General features: G+C 53.5%; 25 protein-coding genes. 3 read left to right on the top strand and 22 right to left on the bottom strand.

Going from position 1 to position 26,812, the window contains the following annotated elements:
* Positions 1 to 143: 143 nt before the first annotated feature.
* The gene (gene typA, locus OCH80_RS04440) at positions 144 to 2,021 is read right to left on the bottom strand and encodes a translational GTPase TypA (RefSeq protein WP_404538209.1); all 1,878 of its coding nucleotides are present in this window, start codon (positions 2,019 to 2,021) and stop codon (positions 144 to 146) included.
* Positions 2,022 to 2,253: 232 nt separating this feature from the next.
* Here typA and def point away from each other — a divergent pair, with 232 nt between their 5' ends.
* From def to rnjA, 3 genes are all read left to right on the top strand, one after another.
* Positions 2,254 to 2,808: a peptide deformylase gene (gene def / locus OCH80_RS04435; RefSeq protein WP_154546962.1), complete on the top strand. Its 555-nt coding sequence runs from the start codon at positions 2,254 to 2,256 to the stop codon at positions 2,806 to 2,808.
* A 184-nt stretch (positions 2,809 to 2,992) separates the two neighbouring features.
* Entirely contained in the window at positions 2,993 to 3,223 is a 231-nt protein-coding gene (locus OCH80_RS04430; protein ID WP_206987436.1) for a DNA-dependent RNA polymerase subunit epsilon, read from the top strand.
* The gene (gene rnjA, locus OCH80_RS04425) at positions 3,213 to 4,892 is read left to right on the top strand and encodes a ribonuclease J1 (protein WP_318282408.1); all 1,680 of its coding nucleotides are present in this window, start codon (positions 3,213 to 3,215) and stop codon (positions 4,890 to 4,892) included. The genes OCH80_RS04430 and rnjA overlap by 11 nt, the downstream gene beginning before the upstream one ends.
* A 94-nt stretch (positions 4,893 to 4,986) precedes the next feature.
* On the opposite strand, the gene OCH80_RS04420 is transcribed toward rnjA, so the two are convergent.
* The 21 genes from OCH80_RS04420 to mraY form a co-directional block, all read right to left on the bottom strand.
* On the bottom strand, positions 4,987 to 6,318 hold the full coding sequence (locus tag OCH80_RS04420; RefSeq protein WP_404538204.1) for an FAD-dependent oxidoreductase: 1,332 nt from the start codon (positions 6,316 to 6,318) through the stop codon (positions 4,987 to 4,989).
* Positions 6,319 to 6,580: 262 nt separating this feature from the next.
* A complete protein-coding gene (locus OCH80_RS04415; RefSeq protein WP_404538201.1) occupies positions 6,581 to 8,950 on the bottom strand; it encodes an ATP-dependent RecD-like DNA helicase in 2,370 nt (789 codons plus the stop codon).
* A 1-nt stretch (position 8,951) separates the two neighbouring features.
* Positions 8,952 to 9,599, bottom strand: coding sequence for a tetratricopeptide repeat protein (locus tag OCH80_RS04410; protein ID WP_404538198.1), 648 nt, complete (start codon positions 9,597 to 9,599; stop codon positions 8,952 to 8,954).
* Positions 9,599 to 10,258: a histidine phosphatase family protein gene (locus OCH80_RS04405; protein WP_302187226.1), complete on the bottom strand. Its 660-nt coding sequence runs from the start codon at positions 10,256 to 10,258 to the stop codon at positions 9,599 to 9,601. The genes OCH80_RS04410 and OCH80_RS04405 overlap by 1 nt, the downstream gene beginning before the upstream one ends.
* Before the next feature lie 119 nt (positions 10,259 to 10,377).
* A complete protein-coding gene (gene mnmA / locus OCH80_RS04400) occupies positions 10,378 to 11,505 on the bottom strand; it encodes a tRNA 2-thiouridine(34) synthase MnmA (RefSeq protein WP_404538195.1) in 1,128 nt (375 codons plus the stop codon).
* A gap of 14 nt (positions 11,506 to 11,519) precedes the next feature.
* The gene (locus OCH80_RS04395; protein WP_404538193.1) at positions 11,520 to 11,858 is read right to left on the bottom strand and encodes a hypothetical protein; all 339 of its coding nucleotides are present in this window, start codon (positions 11,856 to 11,858) and stop codon (positions 11,520 to 11,522) included.
* A gap of 55 nt (positions 11,859 to 11,913) precedes the next feature.
* Positions 11,914 to 13,086: a cysteine desulfurase family protein gene (locus OCH80_RS04390; RefSeq protein ID WP_206987440.1), complete on the bottom strand. Its 1,173-nt coding sequence runs from the start codon at positions 13,084 to 13,086 to the stop codon at positions 11,914 to 11,916.
* Entirely contained in the window at positions 13,083 to 13,781 is a 699-nt protein-coding gene (locus tag OCH80_RS04385) for a 5'-methylthioadenosine/adenosylhomocysteine nucleosidase (protein WP_404538189.1), read from the bottom strand. Before OCH80_RS04385 ends, OCH80_RS04390 begins: the two co-directional genes overlap by 4 nt.
* 21 nt (positions 13,782 to 13,802) lie before the next feature.
* Positions 13,803 to 14,054 (bottom strand): hypothetical protein, encoded by a 252-nt coding sequence (locus OCH80_RS04380; RefSeq protein WP_154546972.1) that lies wholly within the window; start codon positions 14,052 to 14,054, stop codon positions 13,803 to 13,805.
* A gap of 7 nt (positions 14,055 to 14,061) precedes the next feature.
* Entirely contained in the window at positions 14,062 to 14,619 is a 558-nt protein-coding gene (locus OCH80_RS04375) for an NUDIX hydrolase (protein WP_404538186.1), read from the bottom strand.
* A gap of 16 nt (positions 14,620 to 14,635) precedes the next feature.
* On the bottom strand, positions 14,636 to 14,845 hold the full coding sequence (locus OCH80_RS04370) for a cold-shock protein (RefSeq protein WP_154546974.1): 210 nt from the start codon (positions 14,843 to 14,845) through the stop codon (positions 14,636 to 14,638).
* Entirely contained in the window at positions 14,845 to 17,640 is a 2,796-nt protein-coding gene (ileS, locus tag OCH80_RS04365) for an isoleucine--tRNA ligase (protein WP_404538182.1), read from the bottom strand. The genes OCH80_RS04370 and ileS overlap by 1 nt, the downstream gene beginning before the upstream one ends.
* 386 nt (positions 17,641 to 18,026) lie before the next feature.
* Positions 18,027 to 18,824 carry an RNA-binding protein gene (locus OCH80_RS04360; RefSeq protein ID WP_404538278.1) on the bottom strand — a complete coding sequence of 266 codons (798 nt, stop codon included), beginning with the start codon at positions 18,822 to 18,824 and terminating at the stop codon, positions 18,027 to 18,029.
* The gene (locus tag OCH80_RS04355; protein WP_154546976.1) at positions 18,824 to 19,123 is read right to left on the bottom strand and encodes a YggT family protein; all 300 of its coding nucleotides are present in this window, start codon (positions 19,121 to 19,123) and stop codon (positions 18,824 to 18,826) included. Before OCH80_RS04355 ends, OCH80_RS04360 begins: the two co-directional genes overlap by 1 nt.
* A complete protein-coding gene (locus OCH80_RS04350; RefSeq protein ID WP_302187230.1) occupies positions 19,123 to 19,563 on the bottom strand; it encodes a cell division protein SepF in 441 nt (146 codons plus the stop codon). The genes OCH80_RS04355 and OCH80_RS04350 overlap by 1 nt, the downstream gene beginning before the upstream one ends.
* A gap of 14 nt (positions 19,564 to 19,577) precedes the next feature.
* Positions 19,578 to 20,930, bottom strand: coding sequence for a cell division protein FtsZ (gene ftsZ / locus OCH80_RS04345; protein WP_404538178.1), 1,353 nt, complete (start codon positions 20,928 to 20,930; stop codon positions 19,578 to 19,580).
* A 12-nt stretch (positions 20,931 to 20,942) separates the two neighbouring features.
* The gene (ftsA, locus tag OCH80_RS04340) at positions 20,943 to 22,334 is read right to left on the bottom strand and encodes a cell division protein FtsA (RefSeq protein ID WP_206987448.1); all 1,392 of its coding nucleotides are present in this window, start codon (positions 22,332 to 22,334) and stop codon (positions 20,943 to 20,945) included.
* A gap of 66 nt (positions 22,335 to 22,400) precedes the next feature.
* The gene (locus OCH80_RS04335; RefSeq protein WP_404538175.1) at positions 22,401 to 23,249 is read right to left on the bottom strand and encodes an FtsQ-type POTRA domain-containing protein; all 849 of its coding nucleotides are present in this window, start codon (positions 23,247 to 23,249) and stop codon (positions 22,401 to 22,403) included.
* A 25-nt stretch (positions 23,250 to 23,274) separates the two neighbouring features.
* On the bottom strand, positions 23,275 to 24,384 hold the full coding sequence (gene murG / locus OCH80_RS04330; protein ID WP_404538172.1) for an undecaprenyldiphospho-muramoylpentapeptide beta-N-acetylglucosaminyltransferase: 1,110 nt from the start codon (positions 24,382 to 24,384) through the stop codon (positions 23,275 to 23,277).
* Positions 24,385 to 24,420: 36 nt separating this feature from the next.
* Entirely contained in the window at positions 24,421 to 25,812 is a 1,392-nt protein-coding gene (murD, locus tag OCH80_RS04325; protein ID WP_404538169.1) for a UDP-N-acetylmuramoyl-L-alanine--D-glutamate ligase, read from the bottom strand.
* Positions 25,813 to 25,850: 38 nt separating this feature from the next.
* Entirely contained in the window at positions 25,851 to 26,810 is a 960-nt protein-coding gene (mraY, locus tag OCH80_RS04320; protein ID WP_404538167.1) for a phospho-N-acetylmuramoyl-pentapeptide-transferase, read from the bottom strand.
* Positions 26,811 to 26,812: the final 2 nt, after the last annotated feature.

Raw genomic sequence — 26,812 nt, 5'->3', positions numbered from 1 at the left:
CCCCGCAGCTTGTTCTTAAGCCAGGCCAATTTTGGATTTTCGTTCACGTTTGATCCCTCTTTAAAACAATAGTTGCTTACTATTATAAAACAAAAAAGCCCCTGCTTCATCGCTGAAGCAGAGACTTCTGAAAAAAACAAGAATTACTTGCTTTCAGTCTTGGCCTTCTTCTTGTCGAACTTTTGACGTTCTGAAGTGTTCAGGATCTTCTTGCGCAGGCGCAGGCTTTCTGGAGTTACTTCACAGTATTCGTCATCGTTCAGGAATTCGATTGATTCTTCCAAAGTCATCTTCTTTGGAGTTCTGATGGCTGCGGCGTGGTCCTTGCCGGCAGCACGGGTGTTGGTCAGGTTCTTGCCCTTAGTGACGTTAACGGCAATGTCGCGGTCACGTGATGACATCCCCACGATCATCCCTTCGTAGACTTGAACGCCGGCGCCGATGAACAAGGTACCGCGCTGTTCAACTGACTGCAGGGAGTAAGTGGTTGACTGACCTTGGTTGATGGAAACCAGGGCACCGTTGCGGCGGCCTGGGTTCCAGTTCTTAACGACTGGCTTGTATTCAGCAAAGGTGTGGTTCATGATCCCGTAGCCGCCAGTGGCTGACATGAATTCGTTGTTGTAGCCGATCAAGCCACGTGAAGGAACTGAGAATTCAAGGCGGGTTTGGCCGTTGCCCTTGGATTCCATGTTCTGCATTTCACCCTTGCGCTGGGACAGGCCATCGATAACTGAGCCAACGTATTCGTCTGGCACGTCGACTTGGACGTTTTCAAATGGTTCGCACAATTGGCCGTCAACTTCACGGTAGATAACCTTTGGACGTGACAATTGCAGTTCAAAGCCTTCACGGCGCATTTCTTCAACCAGGATTGACAAGTGCAGCTCACCACGGCCGGAAACAGTCCAAGCGTTCAATTGGTCAGTTGGCTCAACCCTCAGGGAAACGTCAGTCCGGGTTTGGCGCATCAAGCGTTCTTCCAGCTTGGCTGGAGTAACCTGGCTGCCTTCACGGCCAGCAAATGGTGAGTCGTTGGCAACGAAGTCCATTTGCAGGGTTGGCGGGTCGATCCGGAGGGCTGGCAGGGCTTCCGGTTCATCCTTAGAAGCAATGGTTTCGCCGACGAAGATGTCGTTGATCCCGCTGATGGCAATGATGTCGCCCGCCTTGGCTTCCTTGATTTCGTTGCGCTTCAGGCCGAAGTAGCCGAACAGCTTGGTCACGCGGAAGTTTTGCTTAGTGCCGTCAAGCTTCATCACCGTAACTTCGTCGCCGACCTTGATCTTGCCGCGGAAGACGCGGCCAACGCCGATTCGGCCAACGTAGTCGTCCCAGTCCAGCATGGTGATCTGGAATTGCAGCGGTTCGTCTTCGTTGTCCAGCGGCGCAGGAATGTTTTCCAGGATCGTGTCGAAGATTGGGTCCATGGTTTCTTCTTGGTCAGCTGGGTCGTCTGAGTAGCTTGAAGTACCATTCAGGGCAGAAGCGTAGACAACTGGGAATTCCAGTTGGTCGTCGTTGGCGCCAAGTTCAATGAACAGTTCCAGAACTTCGTCCAAGACTTCAGCTGGACGGGCGCCTGGACGGTCAATCTTGTTGACAACGACAACTGGCTTAACGCCGGCTTCCAAGGCCTTTTGCAAAACGAAGCGAGTTTGTGGCATTGGGCCTTCGTAGGCGTCAACCAAAAGCAAAGCACCGTCAACCATGTGCATGATCCGTTCAACTTCCCCACCAAAGTCGGCGTGGCCTGGCGTGTCCAAGATGTTGATCGTGGTATCCTTGTACTTAACCGCGGTGTTCTTTGACAAAATCGTGATCCCGCGTTCACGTTCAATGGCGTTGGAGTCCATTGCCCGGTCTTCCAGGTTCATGTGTTCTGGCAAAGTATCGGATTGCTTCAACAGCTGGTTGACCAAGGTAGTCTTACCGTGGTCGACGTGCGCAATAATCGCGATATTTCTAATGTTTTCTCTTCTCTTTTGATCTGCCAAAAATGTTTCCTCCCCGTTCCTCATAAAAAGAACTGTGATTTAATCACAGTTCCCTTTAGCCCTCTTATGATAAGGCTGGCCGAAGTAATCGTTGATAATTTTTACAATCATTTATTGTACTACCTCCTTAGGGGCTGGTCAACAACTTCTCATTAGTTTAAACTAGTATTAGAACTGCTTTTGCCAAAATCATTTTGCATTCTGGCCAAAAGCAAATCAGCTCGAAGCTTAAACTATATTAAAAGGAGAACCTACATTGATCTTAATGAAAGATATTGTCCGCGACGGCGATCCGGTCCTGCGGCAAGTTGCTAAGAAATTGACCTTCCCATTGTCTGACCACTACAAGAAGCTGGCCGACGACATGATGGAATACTTGGTAAACTCACAAGATCCAAAGATCGCGGCTAAGCACCAATTGCGGGCCGGCGTTGGCCTGGCTGCCCCGCAGGTCGGCGAAGGGGTCTCAATGGCTGCCCTCCTGGTTCCAAACGACAAGGGCGAAATCATCTTCAAGGAAACCTACGTCAACCCGGAAATCATTTCCGAATCAGTCCGCAAGACCTGCCTGGCTGAAGGCGAAGGCTGCCTGAGCGTTGACAAGGTCATCGACGGCTACGTTCCCCGGCCAAACAAGGTTACCATCCACTATTGGACGGTTGACGGCGAGGAAAAGACCATCCGCTTGAAGGGCTACCCGGCCATCGTTTCCGGCCACGAAATCGACCACTTGAACGGTCACCTCTTCTATGACCGCATCAACAAGGAAAACCCGTTTGCCTTGGACGACGATACCATCGTAATCGCTTAGTTTCCTGAAAAGAATTTTTAAAGATCCCACTTGCCTGCTGGCGGCTGGGATCTTTTCTCTTTTGCAAAAGCGCCTATTCTATACTTGCTTTTGCAAATATGTTAGAATTTATCTAGCTATTGAGTATTTTTGACAAATTTCTCACTGAGAACAAATCGACAACTAAATATTTAAGGAGATTTTTATGATCTACAAAGTTTTGTACCAGAAGAACAAGATTGTTAACCCACGTAGAGAAACCACCCAAACCCTCTACATGGAAGCTGACAATGTGGTAGAAGCTAGAACTCTTGTTGAACAAAACACCCCCTACAACATTGAGCTCATCCAAGAATTGACTGGCAACTCCTTGAAGTACGAACAAGAACACGCGGACTTCAAGCTGACCACTTTTGACAAGCCAAGTGAAGATTAAGGACAACGAAGTTGCCGTTTTCGCTATTGGGGGATTGCACGAAATCGGCCGAAACATGTACTGCGTCCAGTACCAGGATGAAATCGTCATCATGGACTGCGGGATCAAGTTCCCGGAAGATGACCTCTTAGGGATCAACTATGTCATCTCCGACTACTCCTACCTGGTCAAGAACCGGGACAAGATCAAGGCCCTGGTTGTCAGCCACGGCCACGAAGACCACATCGGCGGGATTCCTTTCCTGCTGGAAAAGATCCCGGAAATCCCAGTTTACGCCACGCCTTTTGCCTTGGCCCTGATCAAGAGCAAGTGCGAGGAACACGGGATTTTAAACAAGACTGAGCTTCATGAGGAATACGAGGACACGGTCCTCAAGTTTGACAAGCTGTCAGTCACTTTCTTCAGAACCACCCACTCCATCCCCGACACCTTGGGGATCGCGGTGCACACGCCGCTTGGGGCGGTGGTCTTTACTGGCGACTTCAAGTTCGACTTGACGCCAGTCATGAACCAGCCGGCACCAAACTTCCAAAGAATGGCCCAGCTGGGCAAAGAAGGCGTTTTGGCCCTGCTCTCTGACTCGACCAACGCTGAAGTGCCGCAATTTACCAAGTCTGAGCGTTTTGTCGCCGGCTCTTTGCACAATATCATCACCGGGATCAAGGGACGGATTATTTTTGCCACTTTCGCCTCCAACCTCTACCGGGTCTCAACAGCCATCAAGGCCGCGATCGACACTGGCCGCAAGGTTGCCGTCTTCGGGCGGAGCATGGAAAACGGCATCCAAAACGGGATTGACCTGGGCTACCTGCATGTGCCAGACGGCTTGATCGTCGATGCGGAAACCATCAACTCCCTGCCGCCTGAGAAGGTCATGATCCTGTGTACTGGCAGCCAAGGCGAACCCCTGGCCGCCTTGTCCAGAATCGCCAACGGCACCCACCGGCAGATCAAGCTGAAGCCAAAGGACACGGTCATCTTCTCATCCAACCCAATTCCAGGCAACACCTTGAGCGTCAACCACCTGATCAACAAGCTGATGGAAGGCGGCGCCAACGTCGTTCATGGCCGCATCAACAATGTCCACACTTCCGGTCACGGCGGCCAGGAAGAACTGAAGCTGATGGTGGAATTGGCCAAGCCGAAGTACATGATTCCTGTCCACGGCGAATACCGCATGCAGGTCGTGCACGCCCACTTGGCTCAGCAAGCTGGCGTGCCTAAGGAAAACACCTTCGTCTTGAAGAATGGTGAAGTAGTCTGCTTTGGCCCTGAAGGCGCTAGAATCGCTGGCGACATCCACGTCAAGGACGTCTTCGTCGATACTTCTGGCGCGGCTGACGTTGGCAACATTGTGGTCCGCGACCGGCAGATCCTGTCTGAAGAAGGTCTGGTAGTGGCCGTGGCCACCGTTGACTACAAGCACAAGCGGGTCTTGGCCGGGCCAGACATCCTCAGCCGGGGCTTTGTCTACATGCGCGAATCCCAAGACCTGATCAACGCCGCCCAAAAGCATGTCTACCATGTCCTGAAGACGGAAATGGCTAAGAAGGAAAAGCCAAAGGACAGCGAGATCCGCAAGGCCATCATCGACAACCTGCAGGACTTCCTGTACTCCAAGACTGAGCGCCGGCCAATGATCCTGCCGATGCTGGTTGAAAAGAAATAAAGCTTAATAGCCACAAGAAAAAGAGTGAAGCTGTGCTTCACTCTTTTTTGTTTTATTTTGTTTTTTGCTTTATTTTTGCGGCTTGTGGCCAGTCTTACTTGAACAGGTCGTTAAAGGCCTCGCTCATCGTCGGGTGGGTATAGTAGGCATCCCGCAGAACGGTATATGGCAGGCCAGCCCGCATGGCCAGCGCGATTTGGTTGATCAATTCATATGATTCAATTCCATACAAAGTTGCCCCCAGGATCAGGCCAGTCTCCGGATCAACCAGTGCCTTGAAGAGCCCGCGCGGGTCCTTGGCAACGCGGGCCTTGGGAATCGCCGCGACCGGCAGCTTGAAGAGCTGGTAGTTCTTTCCTGCCTGCTTGGCGCTTTTTTCATTCAAGCCAACGGCTGACAAGGCCGGATCGATAAAGACGCTGTACGGCAAGACCTTGCGGTCGCTGACGCGACGCTGGCCTGAGCCATGCAGCTGGTCCTTGATAATGCGGAAGTCATCCAGGGAAATGGGCGTAAACTGCAGGCCACCCTTGACGTCCCCCAGCGCCCAGACGTTTTTCGCCGTGGTCTTTAATTGGTCATCGACTTTGATATTGCCCCGCTCATCCACTTGGATTCCGGCCTTTTCCAAATCCAAGCCGGCCGTATTGGCCTTGCGGCCAGTGGCGGCCAGAACGCGGTCGCCCTTGATGACTTTTGCCTGGCCAGCCAGCTCGTAAGTCAAGCTGACCTCCGCTTCTCCATCAGCGACGCCCTTGAGGTCAGCCCCTAAGATGAACTTGACGCCCAAGTCTTCCAGGTCTTTTTTGATTAAAGCGGCAATGTCCTCGTCTTCTCGAGGCAAAAAGACCGGATTGTGTTCAAGCACGGTTACCTGGCTGCCATACTTAGCAAACATGGCCGCGAATTCCAAGCCGATATAGCCTGCCCCGATGATGAGCAGCCGCTTAGGCAGCTCTTGTTGATTCATGGCCGCAGTTGAATCCAGCAGGAATTTGCTGGACTTTAAGCCAGGGACGGGCAGAATCATCGGCAAAGAACCCGTGTTGATGAAAATTCTTTCGCCAGTAAAGTCTTCCCGCTGCCCATTTTTGGTCAGCACGCTCACGGCGTGGCTGCCAGTAAATTTCGCGGTTCCGTCCAAGACCGTGACGCTTGGTTCATCAGCCAGCATGTGATAGTTCTTGTTCCGCAAGAAGGCCGTCATTTTATTCTTTTCGCCGACCGCGTCAACGAACTCCGTCCCCTCAGCGGCCTCAATGATCAGGCGCTTAGAGGGCAGGCAGGCAATGTTGATGCAGGTGCCGCCATACATTTGGGCTGACTTTTCAATGACCAGGACTTCTTCGCCCTGCCCCGCCAAATACTTGGCCAGGGTCTTGCCCCCCTTGCCAAAGCCGATGATAATGTTCTTGACTTGCTTCATTGTTTTCTCCTCAATGCGTATTTTTCCAAGATAAAAGTAATAAATGGTAAGAGACAATCAAGAAAAAATACGCTGCCTTTGCACATGGTTAGCTAAAGATACTTACTTTTTGTAACCAATACTTAGAGGATACCACACTCGCTGCCTGCCGTCAGCTGCCAGGAAACAAATTGCCAAACTGTTGCAATTTATGGCGGACATTTTCGCAAAAAGACTGCATTAGCTCAAAATGAGTCAATGCAGTCTTTTTTCATGCCAGTGCTTATTGGCCGCGCTTGGCAATGACTTCTTGCAGATTTTCGCAGCCGGCGGTAAGCTCCTCCATCCCGATCATCGGCGAAATCATGCCCGAATGAATCAATTCCGGCGTCAGATAGGCGGCTGCCTTTTCTTCTGCCGGCGCTGCCTTTGCCGCTTCAGAAATTGGCGCTGCTGCCTTTTCTTCCGCTGGCTCGCCAAACTTCTCCCGCAGCAAATAGACCAGGCTGGTCTGCCGCTGGTTGCCTTCCTGCTTCATCGCCTGCGAGAAGGCCCGCGGATCGCCGACCATTACCAGCTTGCTTGAAGCCCGGGTAATGGCCGTGTACAACAGATTCCGCTTGAGCATGATGAAGTTCTGCATGGTCAAGCAGAGAATCACCAGTGGAAATTCTGACCCTTGGGACTTGTGGATGGTGACCGCGTAGGCCCGGGTCAGGTTGTTCAGGTCGTTAGGGGCAAAAGCCAACTCTTTGCCGTCAAAATTGGCCAGCAGCCGCTCTTCCTTGTCCTCAGGGTTGACGGCAATGACCTTGCCAATCTGCCCGTTGAAGATGCCCTTTTCCGGATCATTCTGCAGCTGCAGGATCCGATCGCCGGCCCGGAAGACCTCATCGTGCACCTGCAAGAGCTTGCTTTTGGCCTGAGGCGGATTCAAGACTTCCTGCAGGACGTCGTTGAGGCGGTTGATTCCGGCATCCCCCCGGTACATGGCCCCCAAGACCTGGATGTCGTCAGCCGGAAAGCCGCTCTTCAAGGCTGCCGCGGCAATCTGGCCGACAACGGACGCGGCCTGGCTGGGCGGGCACTTGATAAAGGAGTAGCTCTTGGTCTTTTGGAACAAAAGCTGGTCGTCCTTGCCCTCGTTGACGGCGTGGGCCAGAGGAATGATGGTTGACCCGTCCTTTTGCCGGTGCACGACCGTCAACTTAGCCGTCGGAAAGTGCTGGCAGGCAATCAGGTCACTGAAGACGTTCCCGGCCCCGACTGATGGCAATTGGTCCTTGTCCCCCACCAAAACGATATGGGAAACATAGCTGATGCAGGACAAAAGCTTCTTGAAGAGGTAAATGTCAACCATGGACATTTCGTCAATGATCAAAATGGCCCCTTCCAGCTCCTTCAAGTCGTCAAGCTCCGTCCCGTCAATTCCCAGCCCAATCAGGCGGTGGATGGTCTTGGCCTCATAGCCGGTCACTTCGCTCATCCGCTTAGCGGCCCGGCCGGTCGGCGCGGCCAAAAGGAAGTCTTCTTCCGCCTCTTCTTCGTCCAGATCGGCCAGTTCCTTGAGCGCGAGCAGGATCCCATCGATAATGGTCGTCTTGCCGCTGCCCGGCCCCCCAGTCAGAATTGACAGGGGCTGGGTTACCGCGTTTTTGACCGCCTGCTTTTGCTCTTCATCATAAGTGATGCCCAGGCTTGCTTCTGCGTGGGCAATTGCCCGATCGACCGCGCGGGCGGAATAGGCATTCTTCAGTGGCTGGCTGACCCGCTCCAGCTCTTCCGTGATTTCCGCTTCAATCTTAAAGGCTGACCCTAGGGCCGCCCGGTTTTCCTGGACCACGACCTTGCCCTGCTCTTGCAGGGCATTGACGGCTTCCGCCACCAAATCGTAGTCTTCAACCTGCAGGAGGCTGACCGTATCTTGAACCAGCTTGTCCAAAAGCACGTAGGTATCCCCCTCCCGGGTCAAGGCTAGGCTCAAAACCTCAATTACCGCCCCTTGGGCCCTCCTTGGCGAATTCGAAGCGATCCCGAAGTGCTGGGCCAAGCGGTCCGCGGCCTTGAAGGAATAGCCGGACACGTCCCCCAAAGGCGCGTAGGGGTCTTCCTGCAGCTTGGAAAGGGCCTGCTCATGGTATTTCTTGTAGAGCTGGCCAGCGGTCCGCTTATTGATGCCCCAGTTGGCCAATTCCACCAGCATTTCCGACAGGTTGTCCGTGTCCCGCAGGCCGTTTAAGAGGCTCTGCTTCTGCTTGGGCTTCAGGCCCAGCTGGTCAATCTTGGCCGGGTCGCTTTGCAAAAGCTTAAGGGCATTTGGCCCCAGGGCCTGGACGATCTTTTCCGCCGCCTTCTTGCCGATCCCGGGAAACTTGTCGCTGGCCAGGTACTTCTCCACCCCGCCGCTTTCGCTGGGCAAAACCCGCGTGCAGGAGTCAGCCTGAAACTGGGTCCCGTACTTGGGGTGCTCAACCAGCTGGCCGCTGAAGCGGTAGTCCCCGTCTTCCTCCAGGTCGCCGAAATTGCCGGTCACCTTGATCTCGTCATCAGCGTAGTCAGCCAATTCGCCCTGGATCTCCACGACCAAAATCTTGAAGAGGCTGTCGGCGCTCTCAAAGATGATGCTTTTCAGTTTTCCGGTAAATTCGGTCATGCTACTGCTCCTTCTTGTCCTTGCCGGCAACCAGCTTCATGATGCTGGCATATTGGTCCCGGGCCTGCTTGTAGTACTTGGAATCCATTTTCTTGGCCCTGGCAAAAAATTTCTCCGCCCGGTCCCGGTCGCGGCCATGCCAGCTGACGCCCAGGAGGAAATTGACCTTGGCCGTCCGCTGCTTTTCCGGAATGCTGGCATAAGAAGCACTGGCCGCCTTCAGCTCGCCAAGGGCCAGCCAGATGTCGCCTAAGAGCTCCTTCACGTGGTCGTCCACCCGCTTGATGGACAAGGCATGGGCCAGGGCTTTCTCATTCTGTCCCGTCTTCAGGTAGACCAAGGCCTTCTGGTAAAGGGTGTCGTCATCATTGGGAATCTGATTCAAAAGCGCCAGGGACTTATTGAACTCCCCTTGGGCATAGTAGGCAACCGCCAAGTCATAGTCCACGTCCTGGGGATTTTTGATTAAACCCTTGGCCTGGACCAAGAGCTTCTGCGCCTGCTCCGGGCTGCCCTGCTCCAAGAGGTAGGAAGCCAGCTGCAGGTAGTTGTCGGTCTCGCGCGGATCGGCATCGATTTTTCCAATCAAGGCGTGAATGGCCTCGTTGACCTTGCCGTCCGCGTACAGTTCAGCGATCTGCTTATCCATTAGAGTCCATCCGTTTCTGACATTTGCTTGCCTAAAGGCGTGACGTCGGACCACTTGACCAGGTCAAAGTACTGCCCGTCCGGCCGGCTGGCCAGGATGGTCACGCTGGTGTTGTAGATGACTCCGTTCTGTCTGACGTGCTTGACGTCATAGCCCAAAAGCGCCCCCATGATGGCAGACAGAACCGCCCCATGGCTGACGACCAGAATCTTGTCTTCCTTGCCCGGGTACTTCATGGACATTTCCCGGCCAAATGACAGGCCGCGCTCCATGGCGTGCGGGTAGGATTCAGCATCGATTGACGCGGCATCGAACTTTTCCGGGTGGTGCCAGAAGTCGTCAATCTGTTCTGGATAAAGCTCGGCGATCTTGTCGAACTTCTCGCCTTCCATCTTGCCCAGGTTCATCTCCCGCAAGCGCTCGTCAATATGAACGGGCAGGCTGCAGTTCATGGCCTCCTCCAGCTTCAAGGCCGTGGTCCGCGCCCTTTCCAGGGGACTGGCATAGACGGCCCGGAACTTGGTCTTGCGCAGGTACTTGCCCAGTTTTTCAATGTCGGCGTAGCTTTCCGGCAGCAGGTGGGAATCCCCGTGCCCGCCTTGGAAGCGCCTTTCCAAATTCCATTCAGTCTTGCCGTGTCTTACAAAATAAATTTCCATAATTTTTATCGCCTCTCGTAACTATCGCTACTATTATAGCAATCTCCGGCAAAAGGGCCAAAGCAAACGAAAAAAGATGGGACCAAATTGGTCCCATCTCTGGCAATTCTGCTGATTTTTTAGACCAGCTGCATCTGCTGGTCGCCTTGGAAGGCAGCATCAATGTTGCCGCCGCCCAGGCATTCCTCGCCGTCATACAAAACCAAGGCTTGGCCTGGCGTCACTGCCCGGGCTGGCTCGTCGAAGTAGACGTCGGCCGTCCGGTCGCTGGCGTGGTACTTCACGCTCACGCCCACGTCGCACTGACGGTAGCGGAACTTGGCCGTGGCCTTGAATTCAAGGTCATGGTCCGGGTTGCCGATAAAGAAGGTCATCCCGGAGGCCTTCAGGCTGGTCGCGTACAAGCGCGGGCTGTCGTAGCCCTGCTCAACGATCAGTTGGTTGGTCTTCAGGTCCTTGCCAACGACAAACCACGGCGCGGTCGATTCCTTGGTTGAGCCCAAGCCCAAGCCCTGCCGCTGGCCGATCGTGTAGTACATCAAGCCGGCGTGGTGGCCAACGACCTTGCCGTCCGGGGTCACCATGTCGCCGCCTTGGGCTGGCAAAAATTCACTCAGGAAGTGCTTGAAGTTCCGCTCGCCGATGAAGCAGATCCCGGTTGAATCCTTCTTCTTGGCGTTGGCCAGGCCGGCTTCTTCCGCGATCTTGCGGACTTGCGGCTTGGTCAGATCCTGCAGGGGGAAGATGGCCTTCTTGATCTGTTCTTGAGTCAGCTGGCTCAAGAAGTAGGTCTGGTCCTTGTTCCCGTCTTTTGGCCGCATCATGTGCACGAGCCCGTTCTCATCCTTGACCGTCTTGGCGTAGTGGCCCATGGCCAGGTAGTCGGCATCCAGGTTCATCGCGTAGTCCAAAAAGGCCTTGAACTTGATTTCCGTGTTGCACATGATGTCGGGATTTGGCGTTCTGCCCGCCTTGTACTCCTTTAAGAAGTACTGGAAGACCCGCTCCCAGTATTCTTTTTCAAAGTTGATCGAATAGTAAGGGATGCCGATCTTGTCAGCAACCTTCTTGACATCTTCGTAATCTTCCGTAGCCGTGCAAACACCGTCATCGTCAGTGTCGTCCCAGTTCTTCATAAAGACGCCGACGACGTCATAGCCTTGCTGCTTGAGCAGCAGGGCGGAAACTGATGAGTCCACCCCGCCGCTCATCCCAACAACGACTCTAATCTTGCTATTGTCAACCATGCAAATTCAATCCTTTACTTAACTTCTACTAAAATCTTGCGGTCCTCGAGGTCTTTTAGGATATAGTCCAAAAGCTCCACCGTAGGTGCCAGCTGCTTGCTCTTAAAGATGTTTACTTTCTGCAGGCCGCTAGGATCAGTGACGACCATGGTCAGGCGGCTCAAGTCGCTGGTGACGGTCATCTTCAGCTCCGTCGTCGCGTTGTATGGCGATTCATTGTAAAGCGGATGCTTGTACACGAAATTGCCGCGCGGCGTCTTTTGAAAGCCGGCATCGATCAAGGCGTAGAGCTTGATGTCTGGTGCCAGGGTAAACTTGCGTTTGTCGCCATTGATATTCACAGTATTTGCCATAAAGTAAAAACCTCACTTGTAAATTGTAAGTAACTCTGCTTAAAAAAGCAACCATTTAGTCTTTGGCCTGCCGGGCCTTGATCTTTTCCACGATTTCCACCAAGGCGTCAGCAAAGGCCTGGACTTCCTCAGCCGTGTTGTAGCGGCCAAAGGATACCCGGATTGATTCGCTGACCCGCGGCGACTTGGCCCCAAACATCGCGGTCAAAACGTGCGATGGGGTCAGGCTGCCGGCCGTGCAGGCTGAGCCGCCAGAGACGGCAAAGCCGGCCAGGTCCAAGTTGGCAATCAGGACATAGGTGGACACCCCGTTCAAGCGGAGATTCAAGACGTGGTGGGAAACCAGGCCAGTCAAGGGACTGTTGACCTCATATGCCACCCCGTTTTGGTCCAGCGTGTCCAGGATCAGCTTCTGAAAGCCGGCATACTTGGCCTGCAGGTCAGCCTTGGCCACTTCCTGCACTTCTTCAACTGCCTTGCCAAAGCCGGCAATGCCAGGCACGTTCTCCGTGCCGGCCCGCCGCTTCATTTCCTGGTCCCCGCCGTAAATCCGGTTGGGCACGCGGATGCCGTCGCGCTCATACAGGAAGCCCAAGAACTTGGGCCCATTGATCTTGTGGGCTGACGTTGACAAAAAGTCGATGTTCATGTCCTGGACGTCAATGTCGATATTGCCCAGGCCTTGAACGGCATCAACGTGGAAGTAGGCATTGGAGTCCTTGACGATCTCGCCGATTTCCTTGAGCGGGTTGACTGAGCCGACCTCGTTGTTGACGGCCATGACCGACACCAGAATCGTGTCTGGAGTCAAGGCTTCCTTAAGCTGGTCCAGGTCAATGTGGCCCGTCTCGTCCACGTCCAGGTAGGTCACGTCAAAGCCCAGTTCTTCCAGGTGCTGCATGGACTTCAAGACTGACTCATGCTCAATCTTGGTCGTAATCAGGTGCTTGCCCGCTTTTTGCCGCATTTCAGCCACGCCAAAAATCACGGTGTTGTTTGATTCAGACCCGCCTGAAGTAAAGATGATCTCCTGATCCTTGGCGTTGATCGCCTTGGCAATGGTCTGGCGGGCATGCTCAACCACGCGTCTAGCCTCGCGGCCAAAACTGTGGGTGCTTGAGGCATTGCCGAAATCATTTCGCATCTCATCCGCGATCAGGTCGACCACGCTTGGTGACATCGGGGTCGTGGCCGCGTTGTCCAAATAAACGTTCTTGCTTAAACTCAAAGCTTGTTCTCCTTCAGATAGTCAACAATCAGTTCAGCTGCCTTGGCGCCAACTTCCTTGACAAAGGCCACGAAATCGCTGTCGGCATTCTCATCGCCATTGTCGGAAATCGCGCGCAGGGCAATCAGCGGGGTGCCAAAGTGGTAGGCAACCTGGGCAAAGGCCGCCCCTTCCATTTCAACGGCCAGGGCGTCTGGGAAGTTCTTCAGGATCGCGGCTTTTTGGGCTTGCGAAGAAATGAAGGAATCGCCAGTGACTACCAGCCCTTCCTTGTAGGCCACGCCCTTTCTTTGCAGGTAGTGCTTGAAGTCTTCTCTTTCCGGGCTGTCCAGGAGGAAGCGCGCGGGCTCTTGCGGGATCTGTCCTTCAACGTAGTTGCCGGCGCTGGTATTGTGGGCATCATGGTAGGCAAAGGCGTTTGGCAAGACCAGGTCCTTGCGGTGGACGTCCTTTTGCAAAGAGCCTGCTGACCCGGTCAAAATGACCAGGTCGATTTTCTCACAGGCCAGGAGGCTGGACAGGTTCATCGCCGCCTGGACCTTGCCGATCCCCGTCAGCCCCAGGTAGAGATCATTCCCCTGAACAGAAAAATGTTCGAATTCTGTCGAACCGAACATTTCCTTCTTTTCAGAGGAAAAATAATGACGATAAAACTCGGCTTCTTCAGCCATTGGTACTACGATCGCAATCTTCATATATATTTCCTCAATTCAATTTTAAAGCTTAAACAAAATCAGCAAAACTGCCACGATTAATAGACACACGATAAGGATAGCAAAGTTTAGTCTTTTTTTCAGCCTTTGCGCCTTGTCCTCGCTGGAGAGGCTGGTCTTTAGCTGATTTTGTCTGCTTTTGCCTGGGCCATGAGCAGAAGAAGCAGCTGAACCAGCTGCTTCCTCCTGATCATCAAGCCAAGGGCTTTTTTCTTGCGCCTGCCGGCGCCGGTAGTCTGAACGTTTCTCTGACATGGAACCTCTAACCTTCTGAACCGGTCAGCAGCATGTTTTCCCATACGGAAATCGCGTATATGGTCTTGGCATCAACGATTTTGCCCTCTGTCAACAGGTTCTTCAATTCTTCCAAGCTGTACCAGCTGGCAGTCAAAAACTCGTCGTCGTCAAGCGGCGCCTTGTCTTCGGCTGCGGTCAGCGTATCGCAGTAGTAGAGGTACAGCTTTTCATTGCTAAAGCCGGGAGAGGTGTAGAATTCCGCCACCTGCTCCCAATAGTCGGCCTTGAGGCCGCCTTCTTCATTTAACTCCCGTTTCATTGCATCCAAAGGACTCACGTCAGTGTCGTCGATCATTCCGGCTGGAATTTCGAGCGTGAGCTGCTTGATGGCCTCACGCCACTGCTCAACCAGGAGCATCTCCTTTTGGTCGTTGATGCAGATGGCCGCGGCGGCTGGACCATGGTCGACAAGCTCGCGGGTAGCGGTCTTGCCATTTGGCAGCCGCACCGTATTCACATGAAGGGAGATGAAGCCTCCATGGAAAAGCTCTTTGGACGAAACTTCAGTTTCCTTTAATTCCATACATTAATTCCTTTGCTTAGTCTTTGGCCAAGTAAACATTGATGCATTGCAGGCCGTTCTTGCCCTGAGCCAGCTGATAGCGCACGCGCTGGCCTGCTTCCAGTCTCTTATAGCCCTCCTCCTTGATGGCGGTATAAAAGACGAAATATGACTTGTGGTTTTGGTCGTCTTCGATGAAGCCAAAGCTGGCCTTTGGCTCAAACTGCTTTACAACTCCCGTGCGCATTAGTTTTCAAAACCTTCCTCTACGGCTTCTGGGAAGTCGGTTTCAATGATCTTGGCGCAGCGGCCGCAGAATTCTGGCAGCTTGGCGTCAACGCCGACGTCACTTCTGTACATCCGGCAGCGTGGGCAGACCTCGCCTTCAGCATGGCTAACGGCCACGCTGGAGTGGTCCAGCTTTTGGGCGCTGGCTGGAGCTTCCCCTTGGCCAAACTTCAGGTCAGAAACGATTAAGATTTCGCGGAAGTCTTCATCGCCAATGGCTTCCAAGGCCTGCTTGACTTCGTCATCTGGGTAGACAGTCACGCTGGCTTCAAATGACTTACCGATCAGCTTGGAGTTTCTGGCTTCTTCCAAAGCCTTAAGGACGTCGTCCCGCAGCTTCATGAATTCGTGCCAGTTGGCCTTCAGTTCGTCTGCATCCGGGTAGTCGGCAACTTCAGGGAAGTTTGCCAGGTAGACGTCATCTTCATCTTCCTTGAGGTATTGCCAAACTTCACCCATGGTGTGCGGCAGAATTGGCGCCAGGATCTTGGCCAATTTGACTACCGTGTCGTAGATCACGGTCTGCATTGACCGGCGGGCAAAGGAATCCTTGGATTCGATGTAAAGAACGTCCTTGGCAAAGTCAAGGTAGAAGGCGGACAAGTCGTTGGTGATGTACTTGAAGACTGACTTGTAGACGTCGTTGAAGTCGTAGCTGTCATAGCTTACCCGGCTTTCAGCGATCAGGTCGTTCAGCTTCACTTCCATGTACTTGTCGATTGAGCGCATGTCTTTGTAGGCCACCCGGTTCTTGGCCGGATCAAAGTCAGTGGTGTTGGCCAGCATGAAGCGGAAGGTGTTTCTGATCTTCCGGTAGGCTTCTGACATTTGGCGGAAGATATCCATTGAAACCGCCACGTCACCGGAAGCGTCAACTGAAGCAACCCACAGGCGGATGATTTCCGCCCCCATCTTGGCGATGACTTCGTTAGGAACGATGACGTTACCCAGGGACTTGGACATCTTGCGGCCTTTGTCATCCAAGGTAAAGCCCTGGGACAGGATTGACTTGTATGGAGCCACGCCGTTAGTGGCAACGGAAGTGATCAAACTTGAGTTGAACCAGCCACGGTATTGGTCGGACCCTTCCAGGTACATTGAGGTCGGGTATTCCATGTCGGCGCCCAAAGCCCGGGTACCGGCCCATGACGTCCCTGAGTCGAACCAAACGTCCAAGATGTCGGTTTCCTTGGTGAACTTGCCGTTTGGTGAGTGCTCGGAAGTAAAGCCGGCTGGCAGCAGGTCTTCTACTGGGTGGGTGAACCAGGCATTTGACCCTTCCTTGGCAAACAGGTTGGCAACGTGGTCAATGGTTTCTGGAGTTACGATCGCCGTGCCGTCTTCAGCGTAGAAGATTGGCAATGGCACGCCCCAGGCCCGCTGGCGGGAAATTACCCAGTCGCCGCGGTCCTTGATCATGTTGTACAAACGGGTCTTGCCCCATGATGGGTAGAAGCTGGTCTTTTCGATCTGGTCCAAAATCTGGTCTCTGAACTTGGAAATTGACGCAAACCATTGGGTCGTTGCCCGGTAGACGACTGGCTTCTTGGTCCGCCAGTCGTGGGCGGCTGAGTGGACAAAAGTGCTGTAGTGAAGCAGATTGCCGGCAGCGGCCAGCTTGTCCTTGACGATCTCGTTGGTATCCGTGTAGAACTTGCCAATCAAGTCCTTGTCAGGGATTTCTTCAGTAAAGCAGCCCTTGGCGTCCATTGGTGAAAGCACCTTGAAGCCATAGCGCATGGCGGTGTTGTAGTCGTCTTCACCAAAGCCGGAAGCGGTGTGGACCAAGCCGGTACCGTCTTCGGCAGTAACGTAGACGGCTTCCATCAAAAGGCTTTCGCGGCCTTCGATGTATGGGTGCTTGGCCACCATGTATTCCATGTCAGTCCCCTTGAGGTGCTGAACGACTTCGTAGTCTTCCCAGTTCAAGATCTTGGCTACGGCTTCCAGGCGGTCAGTGCCGACAACGTAGCGGCGGTCGCCAACCTTGACGACTGAGTAGTCAAACTTCGGGTTGACGGCGATCCCTTGGTTTGAAGGGATGGTCCATGGAGTAGTCGTCCAAATCAGGAAGTAGGTGTCCTTTTCATCCAGCTTGCCCTTGCCGTCCTTGACTGGGAAGGAGATGTAGATGGATGGGGACTCAACGTCATGGTATTCAACTTCGGCTTCAGCCAGGGTTGATTCGCTTGACCATGACCAGTAGACTGGCTTCTTGCCTTGGTAGATGTAGCCATTTTCGTACATCTTGCCGAAGACGCGGACTTCAGCTGCTTCAAATTCCGGCAGCAAGGTAATGTATGGGTGCTTCCAGTCGCCGATTACGCCCAGGCGCTTGAAGTCAGTCCGCTGCTTTTCAATCTGTTCCATGGCAAATTGCCGGCAAAGCTCCCGGTAAGCAGCCCGGTCCATGGTCTTGCGGTCAACGCCCTGCTTGGTCAATTGCTGCTCAATTGGCAGGCCGTGGGTATCCCAGCCAGGAATGTATGGGGCATAGTAGCCTTCCATGTTCTTGGTCCGGACGATGATGTCCTTGGTAATCTTGTTCAAAGCGTGACCCATGTGGATGTTCCCGTTGGCAAATGGTGGGCCATCGTGCAGGTCAAAGCGTTCGTGGCCTTCGTTAAGCTTCAAACGTCTTTCATACAGCTTATTGTCTTCCCATTGCTTTTCCCATTCAGCTTCCCGCTTAGGCAGGTTGCCGCGCATTGGGAACTTGGTCTTGCCCAGGTTAAGAGTATCCTTTACGCGCATGGCTAAGTCCTTTCAAAACTAAAAATACTAGAAACTAAAAATACTAGAAACTAAAACAACTGAACAGCAAACGTGGAATAGCGGACCTAAACAAAAAAGTCTCGTCCCCAATAGGACGAGACAATCGTGGTACCACCTAAATTGGGCCTCAAAGAGACCCCGCTTGTATCCGCGTATCGTGCGGACCGCCGGTCAAACCAATTGGCAGCCGATCGCTCGCTGGACTATTGTCAGCCTCGCACCCTCGCTGACTCGCTGCTCGCATCCTTGAGCTTACTGTCGGTTTGCTTGTTATTCCAAGTTAAGCTGACAGGCGTTGCCGTTTCTTTGTAGCGTCTGTCTACAGTAATGAAGTTTACGGCATGACAGGCCGCTTTGTCAAATAATTATTTGCTGCCAGACCGCCAAAGCTGGTAGTCCAGGTGCAGGCGCCCCTTTTTGGTGGGCTTGATGTCACTGATTTGCAAGCGGCCAAAGTGCCGGAGACTGATCATGTCGCCGATGGCGGCAATTTTCTCCGGAGCAGCCTCCTCATGCCAGTTCAGCTTGACGTCACCAGCCGTGAAGGCTTCTTTAAGCTGGGACCGGCTCTTGCCCGTGACGGCCGCTAAAAGCGCGTCTAAGCGCATTGACGAGGCTACAGCACTCTCAGTCACTGAATTGTCCTCAATGGCTGTCAGCTCTTTTAAAGGCACTTGGTGAAGACGGACGCGGGTCCGCCCAATCCGGTCGATCTGCCGGTCAAAGAAGTCGCTCAGCTCGGCTTCCGCGAAGAACTGCCACGTTCCCTGCCCATCAGTGACAATGTCGCCAAAAGTGGCCACTTCCACTCCGGAATTGGCCAAGCTGCCCAAGATCTGCCCATGACGCAGCTGAGCAAACTTTTGCGGATAATCAATCTGATAGAGAACGATTTTGTAATCATCCGGTTTAAGTTTTTCCCAGTCCTCACTTAGATAGACCCGCTTTTTCTCAGCTGCCTGGTAGCCGCCAAATTCCTGCAGCAAGGCCTCGCCCCCAACGACCGTCTCCAGGATCTCGCGTTCGCGCGGGTCAAGGAAGTGGGTCAGAATGGCTTCATGTTTAAAAATCAGCCGATTAAAAAGACCAACAAAGTAGTCGATTGTTGGTCTTTCTTCTGGTTCAAAATGTGGATAAAAAGCGCTGGCTTGTCTGCGCTGCATCATGCAAAAATCCTCGCTAAGATATTGAACAGCCAGCCAAGCGCGTAGCTCTGAACGAAATAGATCAGAAACAGGGCAATCACTGGCGAAATATCGATTCCGGTAGCGTACATCAGCTTTAAGAGCGGGCCCTGTCTGAACAAGCGCACGTATGGCTCAACCATCCGGTCAATGAACTGGCCCAGGCTCGAGTTGCGGATTGACGGCACCCATGACATCAGGGCGTCAATAACGATCACGAAGCTGTAAATTTCCAGCAGATAGTACAGAATCCTGTATAACGTGTATAAAAAGTTCATTAGCTCAAGTTGTCTTTCTTGTCGAGCAATTCAGTTACCTTGCCATCGGTTTGGAAGTTCTTTGGCGTTGCCAGGAAGATTTTGTTGCCGACGCGCTGGATTTCCCCTTCAAGGGCGTAAACAGTCCCAGTGATGAAGTCAACTACCCGGCGGGCAGAGCCGTCATCCATCCGGCTGAAGTTGATGATGATCGCCTTGTCGTGCAGCAGGTTCTGCGCGATTTCCTTGGCATCTGAGTAAACCCGTGGCTCATAGATCACGATTTCGCTCTTTTGCTTGCTGCTCAAGCCAGACTTGATTGAAACGACATTGTTGGCGTTGCTTGCATTGCTGGCATAGCTGCTTTCAGCCTGGACCTCTTCGTCATCATAATAGTCTTCCTTTGGCTGTTCTGGATCTTCAAAGCCAAAGAACTTAGAAAAAGTACCTTTACCTGCCATTTGCCTAACCTCCTTTAACGGTCACGACGATGCTTGAAGAATGGGATGTCGTCGTCATCATCGTCATCGTCGTAGTCCGTGTTGATATCGATTTGTGAAATGCTGTCTTGCCCCTTGTCGTCAAAAGCTGGCTCTTCAGCCTGCTTTTCTTCGGCCCGGTCAGCAGTCCCGCGGCGGTCATAGTCGTCGTTCAAGCCCCAGACGCTGGTTGGATCCACCATGCTGCTTGCTTGGCGCGGCTCTGCTTCCTTGGCCTTTGGCGCTTCTGGAACTGGTTCTGGCGTCGGCGCTTCTGGAGCTGATGCTTCTTCAGCCAAAATCTTTGGCGCTGCCTTGACCGTCTTTTCTTCAGCATGGGCGGCAACTTGGTGACCGCGCCCCGGCAGCTGCTTGGAAGCTTCTTCTTCAGCTTCATCATCAATCCCGGTGGCAATTACCGTAACCACGACTTCATCGCCCAAGTTAGGGTTGATGGAAGTACCGAAGATGATGTTGACGTCTTCGCCAGCCGCGTTGGCCACGATTTCTGAGGCGTCTTGCGCTTCAAACAAGGTTAAGTCCGGACCGCCAGTGATGTTCAGCAGCACCTGCTTGGCCCCGTCGATTGAGACTTCCAAAAGCGGTGAGGAAATCGCCATCTTGGTAGCTTCGACGGTTCTGTTCTCGCCGCTGGCACGGCCGATCCCCATCAAAGCTGCCCCTTGGTTCTCCATGACCGTCTTTACGTCGGCAAAGTCCAAGTTCACGTAGTCGGTTGAAGTGATCAGGTCGGAAATGCCTTGCACCCCTTGCTTAAGGACGTTGTCGGCTTCCTTGAAGGCCTCCATCATCGGCGTCTTCTTGTCGACGATTTCCAGCAGGCGGTTGTTGGCAACGATGACCAAAGTGTCAACGTATTCCTTCAGCTTGGCAATCCCTTCAGCAGCGTTCTTTGACCGCTTAGGGCCTTCAAAGCTGAATGGCCGAGTAACGACGCCGACCGTCAAGGCACCGGTTTCCCGGGCAATCTTGGCAATGACTGGAGCGGCACCAGTCCCAGTCCCGCCGCCCATGCCGGCGGTGATGAAGATCATGTCCGCGCCTTTCAAGGCTTCTTCAATCGTTTCTTCGCTTTCTTCGGCTGCCTTCTGACCGGTTTCTGGATGAGAGCCTGCCCCCAGTCCCCGGGTCAGCTTTGGCCCCAATTGAATCTTCACTTCAGCATTGTTGCTGTTGAGCGCTTGCACGTCAGTGTTGGCCGCGATGAAGGACACGCCTTGGACGCCGTCTTCGATCATCCGGTTGACCGCGTTGCCGCCGGCACCACCGACGCCGATCACCTTGATCACTGCGTTATTGTTGTCGTCTGAATCAAAAGTAAAATCCATCTACTACCACCCTTAATCAAAGAACTTTCTGAAAAATGCAGCTAAGCCTTTGTCTTTATTTTTGTTATTATTTGTATCCGTTTCTGGCTCATCGTCCAGATCATGAGCAGCTTCCTGCTCAGCATGCTTAGTATCATTATAAGCTACTTTTGCTTGAGTTTCAGTACTTACCGCTGGTCTTTTAGCAATTTTTGGCCGGCTGGCAGCAGAAACTCCCGCTTCATTGGAGGCATATGCCCGGTCGTCATAGAGCACGCTGTTGGCCAAGTAGCCGATATCGGCTAACTGATGGGCATAGTTGACCAGCCCGTAGGCAACCGCGTAGACCGGATTGCGCAGGCCAATCTGAGCTGGCTGATAGATCTTGGCTTTGACGTCATAGTCCTCCGCTACCAGCTCATCGATTCCCTGCAAAAGAGCGCTGCCGCCAGTAATGATCACGCCAGCTGGCAGGGACAGAGCACCATGCTTGTAAAGGCCCTTGCCAACCCGGCGCAGGATCTGCTGCAAGCGGGCATTGATGATCTCGCTGAGATACTTGTCGCTGACCATGGTCTCCTTGTCCTGGCCCACGGCCTTGACGGCAAACTTCTCATTTTCTGAGGCCAGGCTTGGCAAAGCATAGCCGTAGTCGCGCTTAAGGGCTTCCGCGTCGCTCATGGTCGTTGACAGAACCACGGAAATGTCGTGGGTGATGTCGCTGGCCCCCTTGAGGTCAACGGTCGCGTACTTGATCTGGCTGTCCCGGATCACGGTCGCGGTCGTCGTGCCGCCGCCCATGTCAAGCAGGATGGCGCCAAAAGTGCGCTCAGCCTCATCCAGGGCAACCGCGGAAATCGCCATTGGAGCCGGCACGAAGAAGTTGTTGCCGATTCCGGCATGCTTGAGCACGGAGTTGATGTTGTGCAGGTCAGCCGCCGGCGCGGTCATCATGACCCCGCGAACGACCAGGGACCGGGCCATCATTGTCCGGGGATCGTCGACTTCCTTCTCGCCGTCAATCACAAAGCGGCTTGGGAAAAAGGCCACGGCCCGCCGATCCTTCTTTTGCCCAGCCTTGATGGCTGAACGGATCGCGTTTCTGACGTCTTCGTCGCTTACTTCATGCTCTGTCTCATTGATATTGATCAGTCCAGCCACGTTCTCCAGCTGCAGCAGGCTGACTGGCAGGGCGGTCACTACCCGGTAGATCTTGCTGTTGGTCTTCTCAGCTGCCAGGCGAATGGCATTTCTGACGGAATCAGCGGCCTGATCGATATCGACAATCTTGCCGTGGCGCATCCCCTTGGTGGGAGCGGCAACCGCGCCAATAACCTGCAGCCCCTGCCGGCTGGCGTCAGCCACGACAACTTTGATGGAGGTAGTCCCCATGTCTAAGCCTACCAAAAGATTTGAATTGTCCAAGCTACATTCCTCCAATTACTCACTCATAATATAACGATAATCATACACTATTTTTCCACTGAAAAGCTAAGAAATCCCGTAGGCTTTTTTCTCTTCGGCAGTCAAAGGTCTGGTAAAGGCCCCGACTTCCATGTCGATGACGCTCTTTTCCGTCAAGTCCTGCTTGATGGCATTGTAGTACTTGACCTTGGAACGGATGGTCGCGATGTTGCCGATGATGACGTTGCCATCTTTCATGACCATGATCATCTGGGTCTTGCGGCGGGTGTTGCCCGACAGCATCTTGACCTGGTCCTTGAAGTAGTCAGGGAAAGAGTTAAAGATCTTTAGATTGGTCTTTAAGGAGACGGTCTTGCTGTAGCCGATAAACAGGGGCTTGTCATGATCGACCTCGCTCCACGACAGGGCCTTGGTTCCCAGTCCTCCATTAGAGAGAATCTTGCGGTAGACTGACCCCGTCTTGACGTAACCAATCACCTTGCGCTCTTTAACCTTGAAGTTCAAGGTGTTCAGTCCAGACAGGGTCAACTTGACCGAACCGACTTCAGGGAAGGTCTTCGATAATTTTCTGCTGATCTTCTGATTGCTGCGCAAGGAGTCAAGCACCTTGTCAGAAGCCGTGATCTCACTGGCCCTGACCAGGCTCTTGGCATCCAGGTCGCCGGCCCCATAAATCCGGACCGTGGAGACGTCCGCGTAAGGCGAGACGTAATAGGCCAAGGCACAGATAATGAGCAGGCAGACCACGATGATTGAGCCCAAGCGCGTCAGCAGGCTCCGCCGTCTTTCCCGCTGCAATGAGGGAAGCTGGGAAGAAACCTTGCGGCGGTCCTCCTTTTGCTGGTTGCGCTCCTCATCGTGACGGAGGAATTTTGACAGTTCTTCTTTCGGGTCTTTTTTGGTGATGCGCGCCATTGGCTCCCCTCCTTTCTAAAAGCGGCTAGTTCTTGGCAAGGTCTTCCATCACCTGGATGACTTGGTCAGAAGCATCCGGGACGCCCAGCTTCTTGGAGGCTTCGCGCATCTTTTCAGAGCAGCTTTCATCCAAGAGCAGGTGGTCGATGGATGAGACGAAGGTGTTCTCGTTCAAGTCGTCTTCGGCAATCAAGAGTGCGGCCCCCGCCTTTTCCAAGTCCTGGGCATTCTTCATCTGGTGGTTGTGGGTCACGTTTGGACTAGGAATCAGGATGACCGGTACGCCCAAGGCCGTAAATTCAGCCAGGCTGGTCGCGCCAGACCGGGAAACGACGCAGGTCATTTCTGGCAAAAGGCCCGGCATGTTGGCAATGTATGGCACGATCTTGATTGACTGGCCATAGTCGATGTCCTTAAGCTTCTTTTCAATCGCGTCATAGTAGTAGGTCCCAGTGGCCCAAATGACTTGGTAAGGCTTCTTCTTCAATTCCATCAGGCTCTTGAGCATGACTCTGTTGATGGCCAAAGCCCCGCGTGAGCCCCCAAAGACCAGCACGGTCGGCACTGATGGATTCAAGCCCAGCTCTTTTTCCAGGTCAACCGGCTTGGCGTTGACGCTCAGAACCTGCTGGGAGCGGGGGTTGCCAGTCTTGACCAGCTTCTTCTTTTCCGGAAATTCCTTAGCGGCGTCATCAAAGGTGTAGCAGATCTTGTCCACAAAGTGGCCTAAGAACTTGTTGGCCACGCCGACGACCGAGTTGGATTCATGAATCATGGTCGGGATCTTCATCCGGCTGGCTTCATAGACGATCGCGCCTGAGACATAGCCGCCAGTTCCCAGAACGACGTCTGGCTTGAAGTCCTTCAAAATCTTGCGGGCACTCTTGGTGGCCTGCATGAACAAGCTGATGGTCTTGAAGTTTTTGAGCGGGTGCTTGCGGTCAAAGCCCTGGATGTCGATGGTTGTAAAATTGACGCCCGCGGCAGGAACGATCTTTGATTCCAGCCCCTTCTTGGTTCCGACAAAGAGGATTTCATCATTGGTGCTGATGCCCCGTTCCTTGAGCCGGTCAATCAAGGCCATGATTGGATAGATGTGGCCGCCAGTGCCGCCGCCTGAAAAAATAACTCTCATTTTGTTCTGCTTCTCTTCTCTATTCTGATCTTTCTTTTACTTTTCTTCTTTGGCTTTCAATTCTTCAATGTACTGCATGAACAAGTCGCCGCGCTGCTCAAAGGTCTTGAACTGATCCCAGGAAGCGCAGGCTGGCGAGAACAGGAGCACCTCACCGGACTTGACCAGCTTGGCCGCGGCCAGAACCCCTTCCTTAAGGTTATCGACGATCACGATGTCCTTGATGCCGGCCTTGCGGGCTGCATCAGCCAGCAGGTAGCGGGTCTCGCCATAAAGGACGATTGCTCTGACGTGCTTCTTGAAGAGCTCAACCAGGTCATCAAAGACGAAGCCCCGGTCCAAGCCGCCGGCCAGCAGGACTTCCGGCTGGTCAAATGACGGAATGGCTACCGTGGCGGCTTCAATGTTGGTTGACTTGGAGTCGTTGTAAACGCGGGCGCCATGCAGGGTCGTCACGTATTGCAGACGGTGGCGGGCCCCCTTGAAAGTTGACAAGACCGCGTAGATGTCATCCTTGTCAGCCCCCATCAAGGTGCTGATGCCGATGGCAACCAAGGAGTTCTGCAGGTTGTGGATGCCTGGCAGCTTGATGTCGGCAATCTTCATCATCTTGTCATCCTTGTGCATCAAGTAGCCATCGCCAATGTAGAAGTCGGCACTCGGATCACTCTCGCTGAAGGTCAGAATCTTGGCCTTAGTTGCTGCTTGCTCCTGGGCCAGGATGTCCTTCTGGTCAAAGTTGGCCAGGAAGAAGTCGTCCTCCTTTTGGAAGCGGGCTACGTTCAGCTTGGCATTCACGTAGTTTTCAAAGGTCTTGTGGTAGTCCAGGTGGACGTTGTGGTAGATGTCCACGATGGCAGCCACCTTTGGATCAATGTCAGTCACGCCCAGCAATTGGAAGCTGGACATTTCACAGACCAGAATGTCGTCCTTGTCAGCCTTATCCAGCACGACCTCTGAAATCGGAATCCCGATATTGCCCACCGCGTAAGCGTGGTGGCCGGACTTGGCCAGAAAGTGGTCCAGAATCCGCGCGGTCAGCATGACCGTGGTGGTCTTGCCGTTTGAGCCGGTGACGCAGACGTACTTGGAATCAGCCGCGCTCAGCGCGACTTCTGGTTCGGTGATGATTGGCACCTGCTTTTCCTGGGCCTTGACGACCATTGGGTTTTCGTAAGGAATCCCCGGGTTCTTGACCAGGTAGTCAAAGTGCTCTTCATCAAACAGCTCGACTGGGTGCTTGCCGCCAATCACGCGGACGCCGGCAGCCGCAAGCTCCTTGGCCTTGGGATCGTCAGTCAGGTCAGCCTTGTCGTTCAAGGTCAGCTTGGCCCCTAAAGCCAGCAAAAGCTTGGAAACGGCAAAGCCGCTGCGGCCCAAGCCTAATACCAGAATGTTTTTCTGATCGAATTTCTTGATCTGTTTCATTTTTCTATGAATCTCTCCAACTAGAATCTGCTAAATTTTTAACCCCAAATTGCCAGGTAGATGGCGCTGCCGATCAGCCCAACGATCCAGAAAACGATGTCGACCTTCCATTCGCTCCACCCCAGCATTTCGAAGTGGTGGTGAATTGGGGTCATCTTGAAGATCCGCTTGCCCGTCGTCTGGAAGGAAATTACCTGCAGGATGACTGAGGCCGTCTCACAGACAAAGACAATGCCGACCAGCAAGAGCGACCATGGCCGGTTGAGCAGGATTGACACGGCCGCCAAGCCGCCCCCCAAGGCCAATGAGCCCGCGTCGCCCATGAAGATCTTGGCTGGCTTATGGTTGTACATGAAGAAGGCAGCCAAGCCCCCCATGACGGCCAGGCAGAAGATCAAGCCGCCTGCCTGCCCGGCCTTGAAGGCCAGCCAGGCATAGGTCCCGTAGGCGATGAAGGACAGGCCAGTTGCCAGCCCGTCCAGGCCGTCTGACAGGTTGACCGCGTTTGAGAAGCCAACCAGCCAGAAAATGACAAAGAAGATGAACAAGGCCGTGCTGGTGACCACGCCCGCGAATGGAAGATACAAGGCGAACTTGAAGTGGTCACTGGCGGCCAAGGCCACGATAATTGCAGCCAAGACCAGCTGCAAGGCAAACTTTTGCCAAGCCCGCAAGCCCAGGTTCCGCTTGTAGAAAAGCTTCAGACCATCATCCAGGAAGCCGATGATCCCGTAGCCCAAGAGAGCCACGATCAGCATCCAGACTGACTTGGTCAGCTGGCCGGTCATAGCGCAGGCCACGATGGTGATTATGGAAGCGACCAGCACGAAGACCGTCCCGCCCATGGTTGGGGTCCCGGACTTCTTGGCGTGCCACTTTGGACCTTCGCCGCGGATCTGCTGACCCTCATCATGGCTGCGCATGTAGATAATCATCCATGGCAATATCAAGGCGCTCAGCACCAAGGAAACAATAAAAGCAATAGTAGCTGCTAGCATCA

The organism is Lactobacillus sp. 23-2 (assembly GCF_044902225.1).
GTDB lineage: Bacteria > Bacillota > Bacilli > Lactobacillales > Lactobacillaceae > Lactobacillus > Lactobacillus absianus.
The sequence above is the reverse complement of the archived record's forward strand: the minus strand, read 5'-3'. Positions and strand labels throughout refer to the sequence as shown.

Bases quoted from the DNA above. Each gene is read 5' to 3' on its own strand.
- typA (WP_404538209.1), bottom strand. From the start codon at position 2,021: ATGAGGAACGGGGAGGAAACATTTTTGGCAGATCAAAAGAGAAGAGAA.
- OCH80_RS04430 (WP_206987436.1), top strand. From the start codon at position 2,993: ATGATCTACAAAGTTTTGTACCAGAAGAACAAGATTGTTAACCCACGT.
- OCH80_RS04420 (WP_404538204.1), bottom strand. From the start codon at position 6,318: ATGAAGCAAGTCAAGAACATTATCATCGGCTTTGGCAAGGGGGGCAAG.
- OCH80_RS04415 (WP_404538201.1), bottom strand. From the start codon at position 8,950: ATGACCGAATTTACCGGAAAACTGAAAAGCATCATCTTTGAGAGCGCC.
- OCH80_RS04410 (WP_404538198.1), bottom strand. From the start codon at position 9,599: ATGGATAAGCAGATCGCTGAACTGTACGCGGACGGCAAGGTCAACGAG.
- OCH80_RS04405 (WP_302187226.1), bottom strand. From the start codon at position 10,258: ATGGAAATTTATTTTGTAAGACACGGCAAGACTGAATGGAATTTGGAA.
- mnmA (WP_404538195.1), bottom strand. From the start codon at position 11,505: ATGGTTGACAATAGCAAGATTAGAGTCGTTGTTGGGATGAGCGGCGGG.
- OCH80_RS04395 (WP_404538193.1), bottom strand. From the start codon at position 11,858: ATGGCAAATACTGTGAATATCAATGGCGACAAACGCAAGTTTACCCTG.
- OCH80_RS04385 (WP_404538189.1), bottom strand. From the start codon at position 13,781: ATGAAGATTGCGATCGTAGTACCAATGGCTGAAGAAGCCGAGTTTTAT.
- OCH80_RS04380 (WP_154546972.1), bottom strand. From the start codon at position 14,054: ATGTCAGAGAAACGTTCAGACTACCGGCGCCGGCAGGCGCAAGAAAAA.
- OCH80_RS04375 (WP_404538186.1), bottom strand. From the start codon at position 14,619: ATGGAATTAAAGGAAACTGAAGTTTCGTCCAAAGAGCTTTTCCATGGA.
- OCH80_RS04370 (WP_154546974.1), bottom strand. From the start codon at position 14,845: ATGCGCACGGGAGTTGTAAAGCAGTTTGAGCCAAAGGCCAGCTTTGGC.
- ileS (WP_404538182.1), bottom strand. From the start codon at position 17,640: ATGCGCGTAAAGGATACTCTTAACCTGGGCAAGACCAAGTTCCCAATG.
- OCH80_RS04360 (WP_404538278.1), bottom strand. From the start codon at position 18,824: ATGCAGCGCAGACAAGCCAGCGCTTTTTATCCACATTTTGAACCAGAA.
- OCH80_RS04355 (WP_154546976.1), bottom strand. From the start codon at position 19,123: ATGAACTTTTTATACACGTTATACAGGATTCTGTACTATCTGCTGGAA.
- OCH80_RS04350 (WP_302187230.1), bottom strand. From the start codon at position 19,563: ATGGCAGGTAAAGGTACTTTTTCTAAGTTCTTTGGCTTTGAAGATCCA.
- ftsZ (WP_404538178.1), bottom strand. From the start codon at position 20,930: ATGGATTTTACTTTTGATTCAGACGACAACAATAACGCAGTGATCAAG.
- OCH80_RS04335 (WP_404538175.1), bottom strand. From the start codon at position 23,249: ATGGCGCGCATCACCAAAAAAGACCCGAAAGAAGAACTGTCAAAATTC.
- murG (WP_404538172.1), bottom strand. From the start codon at position 24,384: ATGAGAGTTATTTTTTCAGGCGGCGGCACTGGCGGCCACATCTATCCA.
- murD (WP_404538169.1), bottom strand. From the start codon at position 25,812: ATGAAACAGATCAAGAAATTCGATCAGAAAAACATTCTGGTATTAGGC.
- mraY (WP_404538167.1), bottom strand. From the start codon at position 26,810: ATGCTAGCAGCTACTATTGCTTTTATTGTTTCCTTGGTGCTGAGCGCC.